Annotated in this window: 14 protein-coding genes; 13 read left to right on the forward strand and 1 reads right to left on the reverse strand. The window is 36.7% G+C overall.

The window, feature by feature from the left end; all coding sequences use genetic code 11:
• Window positions 1-9: 9 nt before the first annotated feature.
• From AC3Z9T_RS15325 to AC3Z9T_RS15350, 6 genes are all read left to right on the forward strand, one after another.
• Window positions 10-558 carry a fimbrial protein gene (locus AC3Z9T_RS15325; protein ID WP_490126962.1) on the forward strand — a complete coding sequence of 183 codons (549 nt, stop codon included), beginning with the start codon at window positions 10-12 and terminating at the stop codon, window positions 556-558.
• 241 nt (window positions 559-799) lie between these two features.
• The gene (locus tag AC3Z9T_RS15330) at window positions 800-1,807 is read left to right on the forward strand and encodes an MrpH family fimbial adhesin (protein WP_490126963.1); all 1,008 of its coding nucleotides are present in this window, start codon (window positions 800-802) and stop codon (window positions 1,805-1,807) included.
• Window positions 1,808-2,686: 879 nt separating this feature from the next.
• The gene (locus AC3Z9T_RS15335; RefSeq protein WP_490126964.1) at window positions 2,687-2,923 is read left to right on the forward strand and encodes a HEAT repeat domain-containing protein; all 237 of its coding nucleotides are present in this window, start codon (window positions 2,687-2,689) and stop codon (window positions 2,921-2,923) included.
• Between the two features lie 395 nt (window positions 2,924-3,318).
• Entirely contained in the window at window positions 3,319-3,618 is a 300-nt protein-coding gene (locus AC3Z9T_RS15340) for an HdeA/HdeB family chaperone (RefSeq protein WP_490126965.1), read from the forward strand.
• Between the two features lie 367 nt (window positions 3,619-3,985).
• Window positions 3,986-6,190: a TonB-dependent siderophore receptor gene (locus AC3Z9T_RS15345; protein ID WP_490126966.1), complete on the forward strand. Its 2,205-nt coding sequence runs from the start codon at window positions 3,986-3,988 to the stop codon at window positions 6,188-6,190.
• Between the two features lie 64 nt (window positions 6,191-6,254).
• Complete coding sequence (locus tag AC3Z9T_RS15350; RefSeq protein WP_490126967.1) at window positions 6,255-7,355, forward strand: ABC transporter substrate-binding protein; 1,101 nt, start codon at window positions 6,255-6,257, stop codon at window positions 7,353-7,355.
• A gap of 31 nt (window positions 7,356-7,386) precedes the next feature.
• Here AC3Z9T_RS15350 and AC3Z9T_RS15355 read toward each other — a convergent pair whose 3' ends face one another.
• The gene (locus tag AC3Z9T_RS15355) at window positions 7,387-8,280 is read right to left on the reverse strand and encodes a LysR family transcriptional regulator (protein WP_490126968.1); all 894 of its coding nucleotides are present in this window, start codon (window positions 8,278-8,280) and stop codon (window positions 7,387-7,389) included.
• A 98-nt stretch (window positions 8,281-8,378) separates the two neighbouring features.
• Here AC3Z9T_RS15355 and AC3Z9T_RS15360 point away from each other — a divergent pair, with 98 nt between their 5' ends.
• From AC3Z9T_RS15360 to AC3Z9T_RS15390, 7 genes are all read left to right on the forward strand, one after another.
• Window positions 8,379-9,716: an MFS transporter gene (locus AC3Z9T_RS15360; RefSeq protein WP_490126969.1), complete on the forward strand. Its 1,338-nt coding sequence runs from the start codon at window positions 8,379-8,381 to the stop codon at window positions 9,714-9,716.
• The gene (locus AC3Z9T_RS15365; protein WP_490126970.1) at window positions 9,713-10,105 is read left to right on the forward strand and encodes a hypothetical protein; all 393 of its coding nucleotides are present in this window, start codon (window positions 9,713-9,715) and stop codon (window positions 10,103-10,105) included. Before AC3Z9T_RS15360 ends, AC3Z9T_RS15365 begins: the two co-directional genes overlap by 4 nt.
• Before the next feature lie 294 nt (window positions 10,106-10,399).
• The gene (locus AC3Z9T_RS15370; protein ID WP_490126971.1) at window positions 10,400-11,104 is read left to right on the forward strand and encodes a GntR family transcriptional regulator; all 705 of its coding nucleotides are present in this window, start codon (window positions 10,400-10,402) and stop codon (window positions 11,102-11,104) included.
• A gap of 11 nt (window positions 11,105-11,115) precedes the next feature.
• Window positions 11,116-11,553, forward strand: a complete 438-nt coding sequence (locus AC3Z9T_RS15375) for a PTS sugar transporter subunit IIA (RefSeq protein ID WP_490126972.1) — start codon at window positions 11,116-11,118, stop codon at window positions 11,551-11,553.
• Between the two features lie 4 nt (window positions 11,554-11,557).
• Complete coding sequence (locus tag AC3Z9T_RS15380; RefSeq protein ID WP_490126973.1) at window positions 11,558-12,337, forward strand: PTS mannose/fructose/sorbose/N-acetylgalactosamine transporter subunit IIC; 780 nt, start codon at window positions 11,558-11,560, stop codon at window positions 12,335-12,337.
• Complete coding sequence (locus AC3Z9T_RS15385) at window positions 12,330-13,109, forward strand: PTS system mannose/fructose/sorbose family transporter subunit IID (protein ID WP_490126974.1); 780 nt, start codon at window positions 12,330-12,332, stop codon at window positions 13,107-13,109. Before AC3Z9T_RS15380 ends, AC3Z9T_RS15385 begins: the two co-directional genes overlap by 8 nt.
• A 13-nt stretch (window positions 13,110-13,122) precedes the next feature.
• Window positions 13,123-13,608: a PTS sugar transporter subunit IIB gene (locus tag AC3Z9T_RS15390; RefSeq protein ID WP_490126975.1), complete on the forward strand. Its 486-nt coding sequence runs from the start codon at window positions 13,123-13,125 to the stop codon at window positions 13,606-13,608.
• The last annotated feature ends 3 nt before the right edge of the window (window positions 13,609-13,611 follow it).

Genomic DNA, 13,611 nt, shown 5'->3' on the forward strand with positions numbered 1-13,611 from the left:
AGAAAAATAATGAAAACGAATTGTCTATTGGGAAGTTTTTTGGCCGTTTCATTGGTGACATTACCATTAATCAGCCAAGCGGCTGGACCCAGTAATATTGAATATAGTGGTAAGTTAGTAGCTTTGCCGTGCACGGTACACCCCGATAGTAATTATACCAATGTTTACTTTGGCGAAAACGTTAATATTAAAGATTTATATACCGGTGAGCGTGGTGAATATAGTGATCGTACTCTTCAATTTAAATTAGAAAAGTGCAATACCTCATTAGGCAAAACGATTTCAGCTAGATTTACTGGCGATGCAACACCAGATGGTTTATTAAAGTTTGATTCAAACAGTGAGGCTTCTGGCGTTGTGATTGGTTTGGAGACAGGGACAGGGCAGGCATTACCGATTAATGATGCCAAAGTTGAACCGGTTTATCCGATTAGTAATGGTGATTTGACTATTCCTATTCGTGCTTATTTAAAAGCGGAACCTACTGCATTGCAGAATAAAAGTATTAAGCCTGGGTGGTTTTATGCCACACTGACTTATACTTTGGTGTATGAGTAGTTGTTATCAAGGTTATTTTTATATCTTTACTTTTTGATATGAAAATATTGATTAATGATTTTATATATTCTTTATTTCCATTTTATGGGGATTTATTCTTTATTTTTAAATAACGCAATGAAATTAAATCGGTAATTACGTGCTTGTCTATAACAGTATAGATAGCTAGAGAATTCATCTAGTTGTACTAGATTAAATTTTTTAATTTTATATTATTCATTTTAAATGAAAGAGAGTTCATATGCGTATATGTATTATGATTTTTATGCTATTTTTATCATTATTGCCTAATATCAGTTTTTCCTATATATCCGCATATGTGAGAACTGAAGATGTTACGACGCGAGACTCAATATTTCGGTATCTACCATGGTCACCGACTAATACAGTTTGGAAAGATTATTGCCGTGCAGATCCATTTCCACTTTTAAATAATGAATCTAAGGCATGCTGGGCACCAGGTTCTGATATTAGAACTAAAGGGTTTACAATACGGCCACTTATTAACTCAATTACAGATGATGAACCGTTAGCTAAGATTACAGGAAGATGTGAGGTATATTTTCAGCCGAGATTTACATTTGGTGGCATGCCAGTTTGGATGGTTTCACATGCACCATACGGTTGGAGAGTACATGATAACTCTTGGGAAGACCCTACATATGCTCGTACATATTCTAACTGTATTGTAGGGCTTCGTACCCAATTTAACACAGGCGATACAATTTACGATTATCGTTTTAAGAGTTGGCCAGTTAGGTTTTCAGGGGATCCAACTACATTAGCAAAACAGTGTTACCAGCTGTGGGTTGTTCCTGAGAATTCTACACAAAGCTATCCTATATTAAATGAGTGTGGCGATGTACCTACTGTGCCTGTAGAACCTGAGCCAGAATTAACGTGCAATATAAATATTCCAAACCTAATTGATCATGGTGTAGTTGAGCGTTATGACTTATCAGAACAAACTATCAATGGTTCTTTTACTTGTTCTCGTTCCGGAACAGTGACACTGTATTTTTCAGGAGGAGAGACAGATTCTTCTGGAGGAGCTGTTTATAGAATGGATGGTGGCGTTAGTAATCGTGCATGTCTTTCATCAGGAAATACTTCGTGTTTCGGTGGGAATAAGCCTCTTCAGTTGTCTGGAAGAACAGGGAATTTCTCTATAAAGTCTACGCTAGATACGTCTGCTGCATCTGCTGGAAACTATGAAGGTAATATTGTATTAATATCTACATATCAATAACGTTTTATAGTTTTACAATTTATCTGCGTTGGTAAACCTTTTTATAATACATCTGGTGATGACGGTATTTCATGAGGATAGGTTTAATTTATAATTATGTATAGCTAAATCTTCTGAAGATTGTTTGGAGATGTTAAAAATATTATCTCTTTCATGCACGACAGATTAGGTGACTTAACTTCTCTAATCATTAATTAGAGAAGTTTTTCTGACTTTTATTTTTTATATAGTACTTTGAGGTTTGTTTTAAATAAAATTCCCAATAGATATTGTTGGGTCATTTTTTATCTTAAATAGAGACTCGTTAATAAATAATGATTATTTTTATGGCTAATTCTATAATCATTACTTTCAGGGTGGCGAAGTGCGATTAATTAAAACTCATCATTAGTTAACGATGTATAGATAAATTATCATAACGTATTTTAGTACTCATTAAATTAGAACTGTCAGTCTCTTCAATGAAAAAATTAATGAATATAAAGATGAACTGATTATGGCCTGTATCATATTATATGAGAATTTATATTTTTTTGATGATGCTACTTCAACTATCCCATCCTCTTTTAAATATTTTGAGGGTATTTTAGTCATACAAGCGTATTTTACTCGTAAAAAGATTTAAATTTATTATCACCATTGCACCTTGATGGTTCATCAACCATCGAGCTTTACTATTATTAATAACATTTTGCATTTTTAACGCTTAATTTGATGGTTTTCTCTTTACCTTGTTTTTAATACGCTGATTAATTAGCTTAATAAGTGTAAATTACATATTAAATTTTTTTATTGTTAAGTAATACGGTAAGATGTAATTATTGATTTAACTTAAAATAGCCAGTCATATCAGATCTACTTGCTATAACAGGCTAAATTATGGAAAAACAAATCATAGATACTCTCATGGAGTTAACCTTTCGTGGTAATGATGATGTCAAAATTGCAGCGATCTCTGCATTGGGTGATTATAAAGCCACAATAGAACAGCAAGAAGCTGTTGTTAGATTAATTGACTTATGCAAAGACCCAAATAAAGAAGTAGCGGTTTCATCTATTCGTTCATTAAGTAAACTGTCTGGGCATTTTGAGCAAGCATTAGAACAAAAAGATTAATATGATTAGTTAATTTAATAAAACTCTTACGAGTATTTTACCTCGCTATATCATTCTCGGAAAGTAAACGTTACTTTAGTTTAACGTATGAAATTGATACTAAATTATTATTGATAATAATCTGAATATGAGTGTCAGAACTTAAACTCATTATTTGTGTTGATGCATATGTTGCTGCTATTATTAGGATAAGCTTATTTTGATAATCTAATCGAATGTTTTATTTATTCTATTTCAATCATCCAAATAAGATTATATGAACTTTAATTAGTTTGTGATAAAAATAAACACTGCCACATAGACTCTAAATAATTTGAGATACAGTTGGCAACAACGCGGTAGCTTAAAGTATGGCGAGTAAAGTTATGCATTATTAATACATAAAGAGGTCTATAATGAAAAAGATTGTTATCTCTAGCGTTCTGGCTGCAATGGCAGCATTTTCTGTTAATGCGATGGCTGCTGACTCAAAAATGGTCACGCCTGAGAAGATGACTTGTCAGGAGTATATTAACCTCAACCCACAAAGCTGGGCGCCAGTTGCGTTATGGATCACAAATACTGATACGCAATTTAAAGGCGGTGACTATGTTGCTCTGACTGAGCAAAGCGTTGCTGAAGCACCTCAGATTGTTGAGTTCTGTAAGAAACACCCAGAAGGAACTCTGCAAGATTATTTAGCATCTAAGAAATAATCTAAGTTCAGCTAGTTAAAGCCTTGTTAATTAGGTGTTTGCTTTTGTTATACTCAAAGGCAAGCACCAGACATAGGGTTTTAATAAATGATATACTTGCTGACAACTCATCTTTTTTTGATGGTAGATCAAACTCCAATGAGTTTGTTTTTCACATTATCTCGCCCCGCATTTTTCCTATTTATCAATTAGCTTCATTGGCTATTGGTTTTTCTATTGTGATTTGTATCTATCTGACGTTAAAAAAAATAGATAACAATGATAATAGTTCTTAATTGTATGTGTATTATCAGTTAATATTAGCCGCTATGTCGATCAAGCGGTTGGTTTACTAAAAAACATAACTACATATTAGGATCTTAGGCTAATGAAAATTAAGCATCTTTGGGTACTCTCTCCGTGCCTCGCCTCATTTATTGCACCAGTGACCATTGCAGCAGAAAGCAAACAAGATGAAATGACCGTATCAGCAACGCGCTCTTATCGCAGTGTGTCTGAAATGGCGCAAACGACTTGGGTGATTGATAACGCTGAAATTGAGCAGCAGGCAGAAGGCGGTAAAGAATTAAAAGATATTTTGTCGCAGTTGATCCCTGGTATGAGTGTCAGCGGTCAAGGGCGTACCAACTACGGCATGAATATGCGTGGTCGTTCAATGATCGTGATGGTGGATGGTGTACGTTTAAATTCTTCGCGCAGTGATAGTCGCCAATTAGACTCTATTGATCCGTTTAATATTAATCATATCGAGGTTATTTCTGGAGCCACTTCTCTATATGGTGGGGGCAGTAGCGGCGGGTTAATTAATATTGTCACCAAAAAAGGTCAAGAAGAGAAACAAGTTGATCTGCAAATTGGCGGAAAAACTGGTTTTAATAATGGTAAAGATCATGATGAAAATGTTGCTGCGGCAATGAGTGGTGGTAATGAAAATGCTCACGGTCGTTTATCTGTAGCCTATCAACGTTATGGTGGTTGGTATGATGGCAAAGGTAAGGCAATTAATATTGATAATACACAAACGGGTTTGCAGTTTTCTGACCGTTTGGATGTGATGGGCGCTGGTGTTATTAATATTGATGATAATCAGCAACTACAAGCAACAGTGCAATATTATAAAAGTGAGTCTGATGGCAAACATGGGCTTTATTTAGGCAAAGATTTTGCGGCTGTGAAGGGCGAAGGCGAAGCCTATAATAGTGGCAAATTAAACTCAGATCGTTTACCGGGCACTGAACGCCATATGTTGAATTTACAATATTCAAATGGCGATCTATGGGGACAAGATTTTGTTGCTCAAGTTTATTACCGTGACGAATCACAAAAGTTTTATCCATTTCCTGCATTAAATAAAGCAAAGGATGTCACCAGTATTAGTGCTTCCGATCAAAAAACCAATTTTTATGGCACTAAGCTAACGTTTAATAGCGAGCCTGTCGATAACCTAACGCTGACTTATGGTGCTGACGCTGAGCATGAACAATTTCGCGCTAACCAAATGTTCTTTAATTTAGATAAAGCGAAAGAATCAGGCGGCATGGATTTGCAAAAAGCCTATCAAGTTGGGCGTTATCCAAGTTATACCACAACCAATATGGCTGCATTCTTACAAAGTAGCTACGATATTAATCCAATTTTCACCTTAAGCGGTGGCGTGCGTTATCAATATACTGAAAACAAAGTTGATGACTTTGTGGGTTATGCGCAACAACAGCAAATTGCCGAAGGTAAAATTAAATCAGCGGATGCCGTACCGGGTGGGAATACTGATTATAACAACTTGCTATTTAATGCAGGCCTATTAGCTAATTTAACTGAAAATCAGCAAACATGGTTTAATTTCTCGCAAGGTTTCGAAATTCCTGATATTGCCAAATATTATGGTACAGGGAAATATGCAGCAACACCGGATGCTAATGGGCATTTAGCCTTAGAAAATAGCGTTAATATTAATGACACTAAAGTAAAAGGCATTAAAGTTGATTCCTATGAGTTAGGTTGGCGTTATACCGGTGAGAATCTGCGTACACAGATCGCCACCTATTATTCTTTATCAGACAGAAGTTATGATATCAACAATACGGATATGACTATTTATATGAAGTCAGATAAACGCCGTATTTATGGTGTGGAAGGTGCAGTTGATTATTTCTTTGATGATAGTGATTGGAGTATTGGTAGTAACTTTAATCTGCAAAAATCAGAAACTAAAGTGGATGGCAAATGGGAAAAATGGAGCGTTAAGTTTGCTAGCCCGTCAAAAGTGACTGCATATGTTGGTTGGGATCCAAATGACTGGTCATTGCGTTTACAAAGTCAGCAAACCTTCAATATTTCTGATGCCGATGGTAACAAACTTGATGGTTATAATACTGTGGATTTCTTAGGTAGCTATTTATTGCCTGTTGGTAAAGTTAGCTTTGCGGTAGAAAATTTATTGGATGAAGATTACACCACTATTTGGGGGCAGCGCGCACCTAAGTTATATAGCCCGAATTATGGTGCTGCAGACTTGTATACCTATAAAGGTAGAGGCAGAACTTTTGCGCTTAATTATAGTGTGACATTTTAAGTTAAATATTAGTTGAGCCATCTTATCTAATTGATGGCTCAACTTTACCTAATGAGGTCGTCCAATGAAATGGTTATTAACTGGGCTACTATGTTTAGCCAGTGTGATTGCATCAGCTAAAACGCCAACCGTCATTACTGACTTGCAAGGTCGCGAAGTAAGCGTAGACCTTCCCGTCGATAAACTATTTTTGATCGATGGGCGAGATATTTTGTCGGTAGATATTGCGGCTGGGCAAGAAGGCTTTTCACGTCTTGTTGGTTGGAGTGATTCATTAGAACAATATGCACCTGATTTAAAACAGGCTTATTTTTCGGCGGTTCCTGAATTAGCTAAAATACCGACACTGAGAAAAACACGTGAAACCGGTATTCAAATTGAAAAATTACTTGAGTTAGCACCTGAAGTGGTATTAATGCATAAGTCTAATTATGCAGCGATGCGTGACAGCCAATTTATGCCACAATTGGAAGCTGCTGGGATTAAGGTTATTTTTATTGATTTCCGTATGGATATTGCTAATAACACGCCAAAAAGTATTGTGTTATTAGGCGAGTTGTTAGGAACTCAAGAACGTGCAAATAGCTTCGCAAAACTGTATCAAGAAAAACTCGCAGCAATTGAAGGGCAATTGAAAAAGCCTTATCCGTCGGTGCTAATTGAGGCGAACGCAGGTTTATTTACGGATAGTTGCTGCCAACTTTATGGCCGTTCAGGTTTTGGTGTACTTGCTAGTCTTGCAGGCGGTAAAAACTTAGTTGAAGATAGTTTCCCTGCTAAGGGGGCTGAAAGTTCGATTGAAAATATTATTAGCTTAAATCCTGATTACTATTTATTAACCGGTGCTGATTGGCAGAATTTTAATCGTCGCTCTATCGCCGTTAAATTGGGTTATGGTGCTGATGCAACACTAGCTAAAAAGCAATTGGCTAAGCTTGTTGACCGTCAAGGAATTTCATCGCTGACAGCGGTAAAAGATCAGCATGTCATGGCGGTTTATCATAATTTCTATAATAACCCGATGAATATTTTTGCTATTGAGGCAATGGCTAAGTTTATGCATCCGCAGACTTTTGCAACTTTAGAGCCAGAGCAAAATTTGCAGGAATTCCTACGGCAGTTTACTGCAATTAAAACCGATGGCGTATTTTGGATATCTCTCTGATTTAAAGCAGTGTTGTATACGACACTGCTCTTTATAGCGTAAATCTTTCCACCAAATAATCAATGAATGCGCGAGTTTTTGCCGGTAGGGCAATGGTACTTGGATAAAGTAATTGAATATTTTGAGTGGGAAGATGGTATTCGGGTAATATTCTGACTAAACGGCCTGATTGAATATCCTCATTGACTAACCATGCGGGGCAAATAGCTAGCCCTAATGATGCCATTGCCATTTGATGGATGACTGCTGCAGAATTGGATTCATATTGGCTTTTAATGATGGGTAACGCCTGTTTTTGACCTTGCTGATCTTGCAATACATATTGCGTATCTTGCCAGTTTAATAGCGAGTGGGTGATCCAAGGCACTTGAGCCAAATCCGCAATATGCTTGATTGAATGGGTTTTAGCGAATTGCGGTGATGCAACCATATAGATGGCATATTCACCAATTTTTCGCGCTTTCAGTGAAGAGTTTTTTAAGTTACCTAAGCGTATTGCCAGATCTAATTTTTCTGTCACCAAATCATCTAAGGAAGAATTAAAGCTATATTGCAATCGTAGCTTAGGATAAAGGCGGCAGAATTCAGGAAGCAAAGGCAAAATATAACGCTGCCCAAATTCATTGGTTGATGAAAAACGCAATAAACCCGTCACACTGGAGCCTAAATTTTGGCTTCTTTCAAATGCTTCCTCGATATTTAATTGAATACGTTTGAAGTCATCATAAAAGTGTTTTCCTGCTTCGGTAAGCGCAATACTGCGGGTATTGCGTGTTAGTAAGCTGACATTCAATTGGCTCTCTAGCTGTTTAATATCGATGCTGACCATCGAACGACTCAGCCCCAATATGTCTGCTGCCTTAGTAAACGATCCTGAATCGACTACTTGAAGGAATGTGGTTATTTGCTTGAGATTTTTTTGCATAATCACTGTCATTGTTTGTTTTTATTAAACAATGAGTTTAATCCTCTTGCATCGACAAAGGAAGGGTCGATCACTACTCTTTGTCGCCGGAGGTAGTTATGTCTTATCGATATAAAATCGCGACAATATTTTTACTTGGGTTCTTTATTGACTGTGTAAACATCTTTATGTCGGCAATTGCATTGCCTGATATCGCACGAGTTTTTTCCACTAGCCAATCGATGGTGGCTTGGGTAGCAAATGGTTATATTTTAGGTTTAGTGTTAATTATGCCAATTAGCTTATGGTTGGCAGGGTGGTTTGGTAATCAAAAGCTGTTATGTTTTTCCATGCTGTTATTCTCAATCAGTGCGTTAATGTGTGGTCTGAGTGATTCTATTTATAGCTTAATTTTTTGGCGGTTTATTCAAGGCGTATCAGGGGGATTATTGATCCCTGTGGGCCAGGCGTTGGTGTTTACTTTATTTCCAAATAAAGAGCGTCATCGTATTTCCACTATGATTATGGCGGTTGCGTTGATAGCTCCTGCATTTTCACCTGCATTAGGTGGAATGATTATTGATAGTTTTTCTTGGCACTGGGTGTTTTACGCGAATTTGCCTTTCTCATTGCTTGCTGCGGCTTTGGCATGGTTATGGATTAATCATCGTGAGCGACAACAAAGGGAAAAACCGGATGTGCTTGGTTTACTGTTAGTGTCGGTCAGCTTATTGCTATTATTACTGTCATTCTCTTTTTATAACGATTATCACCACTTATTGTTAGCGCTGGGGAGCTTGTTATTTTCAGCGATTATTTTTGCATTTTATATTAAGTATGCAAAGAAATGCCAAGCACCTATTTTAAATTTCCAATTATTACGCAACAGTAATTTGCGTAACGCTTTTATTGTTTATTACGCTGTTCCAGGAATATTTACTGGGGTTAATTTACTCAATATTTTTAATTTGCAAACTAACCTGCATTTTAATGCGGGTCAGACTGGCATGTTTATGTTGCTATATGCGGCTGGCGCGTTAGTTTCCATGTTGAGTTGCGGATATCTATATCATCATATTGGTAAAAAACGATTGTTTTTTATTGGAATATTGCTACATGGCACTGGTATCGCTTTGTTATTTACGGTCTCTAGTCGTGCTGATTTGATGCAATTGATTATTGCTTATTTACTGATGGGGTCAGGTGGTGGGATTGCCGCTAATACAGCACAGATTAGTTCGTTGATTGATTTTTCAGGTAAGGATCTATTGCAAGGTAGCGTGTTGTGGAATATCAACCGACAAGTGGCCTTTAGCGTTGGCACGGTAGTACTGATTTCTATTTTCAGCTTAGTGAGTGCACAGAGTGATTTGCTTCGCTATCAATACACCTTTTTTATTGCAGCAATACTGAGTTTGCTGTCGTTAATTTCCATTGTTAGAGAGAAAAGCGCATGAGTAATATGAATAAAGCGATCCAAAGTGTTATCGAGCTGCATAAGTTGATTGAAAATGTTTTTACGGGCCACAAGCCTGATGATCTAAATCAGCTATTGGCTAGCTTCGATGCCAATTTTAAGATGGTTACCATGGGGGGGGATTGTATAGGATTGGCGCAGGTGAATACATTGTTCAGTAATAACGTTGGCGCTAAACCTTCGTTGAAGATCACGGTTGATAATATTCAAACTATTTTGGAAGCGGGTGAATATTGTTGGCTACAGTACCGTGAGTTACATGAACTAGATAACTCTCGATTACAACGAACTTCTACGGTTTGTATTCGAGTGCAAGGCGATCAAGGTTTCTGGACTTATCTGCATGAAACACCAATAACTGAAAAATAGTTTATTTATTAGATGGTTAGCTCCAAACCTGTATAGGAGCTAGCCAATGAAAACTCAATGATACAACTCACTTCTTTGTTTCCTTTCTGGCTTACCTGCTCTTTTTTCGATAAAAAACCTGCCTTTGATAGCCCTGAACAAGGGAAATTTGTGATCGAGTTATTGTTTTAAATAAATACTTAACCGGTTAACCGGTTAAGTTGGTTTTTAGGGTTTACTGCAAAAAACATTGTTGTATGATGAAACTCATAAACTAATGCTGATCACATTGAAAAGTTAACAAGAGATTTCTAAATGCACCGTGCTAAGTACCAATTAATCAAAGATGAGTTGTTAGAAGAGATAAATTCGGGGTTGTTTAAGCCAGGGCAAAAATTCTATAGTGAATCAGAATTAAAAAGTCGTTATGGGGTGAGTACTGCGACAATTTTACGTGCCATCCAAGAATTGGTGAATGAAGAGTATATTGTTCGCTATCAGGGGAAAGGTTCTTTTGTTTCTAAGGCTAAACGTAATGAAAGAATTATTTTTTCTGAAACAGATAATCAGTTGGTTGGTATTCAATCAATTAAAATGGTTTCTTGCACGTTAGAAAATGAAGCTGAAATTTTAGATAAGTTAAAAATTCAGCAGGATGGTCAATATTATAAAATAGTGAGGGCTCGTTATAACAATAAAAAGCCATTTGCTATTCAAGTTTCACATATTTGCTCGTCTTATATTAAAGATGACAGTTTATTAAAAAGCGGTTCTTATCAATCTCTGTATGAGTTATTAAGAGATAGTAATAACCTTGATATGTATTCGATGCCTTTTACACAAACTATTGATATTACTAAGGTGATACCGCAACAGTTTAGTGATTATTTGCAGTTAGTCGCAGACACACCAGTAGTTTTAATGCGGCGCTTAACCTTAAATAATGAAAAAGAGGTTATTGAATATGTGGAAACCTATAAAACGATTGATGCATTTCATATTGAAATAAGAAACACCTAGAAGGAATATCTATGGCAAGTATTCTACTGATTTCTCATGAAGGATACGCAAGTGGAACCAAAAAAGCTGTCGAACTGATACTAGGAGAACAAGATAATGTCGATTATCACGAATTAACCGGTGAGAAAGGCATTGAAAAATTTAAAGAAGAACTAAACAGCAAAATTAATCAATTAACAAAAGATAAAAATAACCTAATTATTGTTTCTGATTTAAAGAATGGTACCCCTTACAACTGTGCACTATCAATTATTGCTAGTAATAATTTATGGGAAAATACACATTTATTTACAGGGATGAATTTAAATTTGGTTCTCGAAATCATTATGGCTGATGAAGAGTCACTAGAAGAAGAAACTCAGAAACAAATTCTTTTAACAGCAAAAGAAGGCCTATTTCAAATGAATAAAAAAATATGGGATAAACAATGTAGCGAACAAGAGGAATAATTAAATGGAACATATTCAGTTTTGGCAAATTATTCTTTTAACGCTTTATTCAGGCTTTGCAATCTACGATGGGAATAATACAACATTAGGTCTGGTTAAGCCGAGTATGGCGGGTTTTTTTGCTGGCCTAATTATGGGTGATGTCACAACAGGTTTATTTATTGGCGGCACATTAAACTTGTTGGTTTTGGGCGTAGGTAACTTTGGTGGTGCATCCATACCTGATTATATGACTGGGGCGGTGCTTGGCACCACTTTCGCTATCATGAGTGGCGAAGGCGCAGAGTTCGGTGCAACTATTGCGGTGCCTATTGGTTTATTGATGGTACAACTCGATATTTTAGCACGTTTTACTAATACCTTTATTCACCATAAAGCAGATTCGTTGATTGAGCGCGGTAATATAAAACTGGCAACAAGAATGAACTTAGTTGGGCAGCTACCTATTTCATTGTCTCGCATGATACCAGTATTTCTTGCACTAGTTCTTGGCTCTGCATTTGTAAATAACGTTGTGCAGCATGTTCCTGAATCAATCATGAATGGATTGAAAGTGTCTGGGGGGATGTTACCTGCATTGGGTATTGCGATATTAATGCGTTACTTGCCGATTAAGAAAAATATTTCATTCCTGATCCTTGGGTTCTTCTTGGCAGCGTATTTATCTGTACCAATTTTAGGCGCTGCAATCATCGGTTTAGCTGTCGCAATTTATATCTTCAATGCCGACAATCAAAAAGCTCAGCTAGCTCAAAAAACAAGTGGGGATATGGGTGATGAGTAAATCAATTAAAAAAGTATTCTGGCGCTGGTTTTTATTTGGGCAATGCGGCTGGAACTACGAAAAAATGCAAGGTTTGGGTTATTTATACAGTATTTATCCTTTCTTAAAAGAAAAATATAAAGACCCTGAAGAATTAAAACAAGCAGCAAAAGTACATAGCCAATTTTTTAATACCAATAATACGATGGCTCCTGCGATTTTAGGTGTAGACCTCGCATTAGAAGAAAAGAAAGGCTTAGAAAGTAAAGATGCGATTGTCGGTGTTAAAACTGGGTTGATGGGCCCGTTGGCAGGTATTGGTGATACGTTATTCTTTGTCATACCCACCACGATTATCGGCTCGATTGCCTCTTATATGGCATTGCAGGGCAACCCCGCAGGGTTATTATTATGGGTGATGTTCTTCTTTATTCGTTTACTGTTTATGCGTTATAGCATTGGTAAAGGTTATCAAGAAGGTTTAAATCTATTAGGCTCTTTGACAAACAGTTTAAATAAAATTACCCGTGCAGCCAATATTTTAGGGTTAACCGTTATTGGTGCATTAATACCTTCGGTGGTGAAAGCCAAATTAGGCTTTGAGTTCCACTATGGTGAAATTTCATTAAAGCTACAGGATGTAGCCAACCAATTAATGCCTGGGTTAGTGCCATTATTAGTTGTATTACTAACGTATTGGTTGCTCGGTCTTAAAAGAATGAACTCAACTCGAGTGATATTTATTTTAATGTTTATTGGTGTGATTGGTTATAACCTTAATATTCTTAGTTAATTAGGATGCTGTTATGAAAGGTATTGTACATATTCGCGTTGATGATCGCTTAATTCATGGGCAAGTTGCGACTCGCTGGGTCAGTCACTTTAATGCTAACCGCATTATGATCATTGATGATGCTGTTGCCGCCAACGATATTGAAAAGATGATGTTACGTAGTGCCGCACCAGATGGGTGCAATACGTCGATTCTTGCTCGCGAAACGGCATTTAATAATATCAGCCAAGGTAATTATGAAAATCAAAAGGTTTTAATTTTAGTTAAAACCCCTGAAATTGCTTTGCAGATGTTAAATAGCGGCTTAGAGGTTAAGCAACTTAATATCGGTAATATGTCGAACAAGGATGATAGAAAACAAATTAAGCGCTCAGTCAGTATTAGCGATACAGAATTAAATACTATTCGTGAGCTATTAGAAAGAGGTGTAAGTGTTACTGCACAAATGACCCCTGAAGAGCCAGATGCGGATATCAGTACTTTTCTTAAAGGGATGTAAGGG

The sequence above is a fragment of the Providencia sp. 6390 genome (assembly GCF_058148425.1).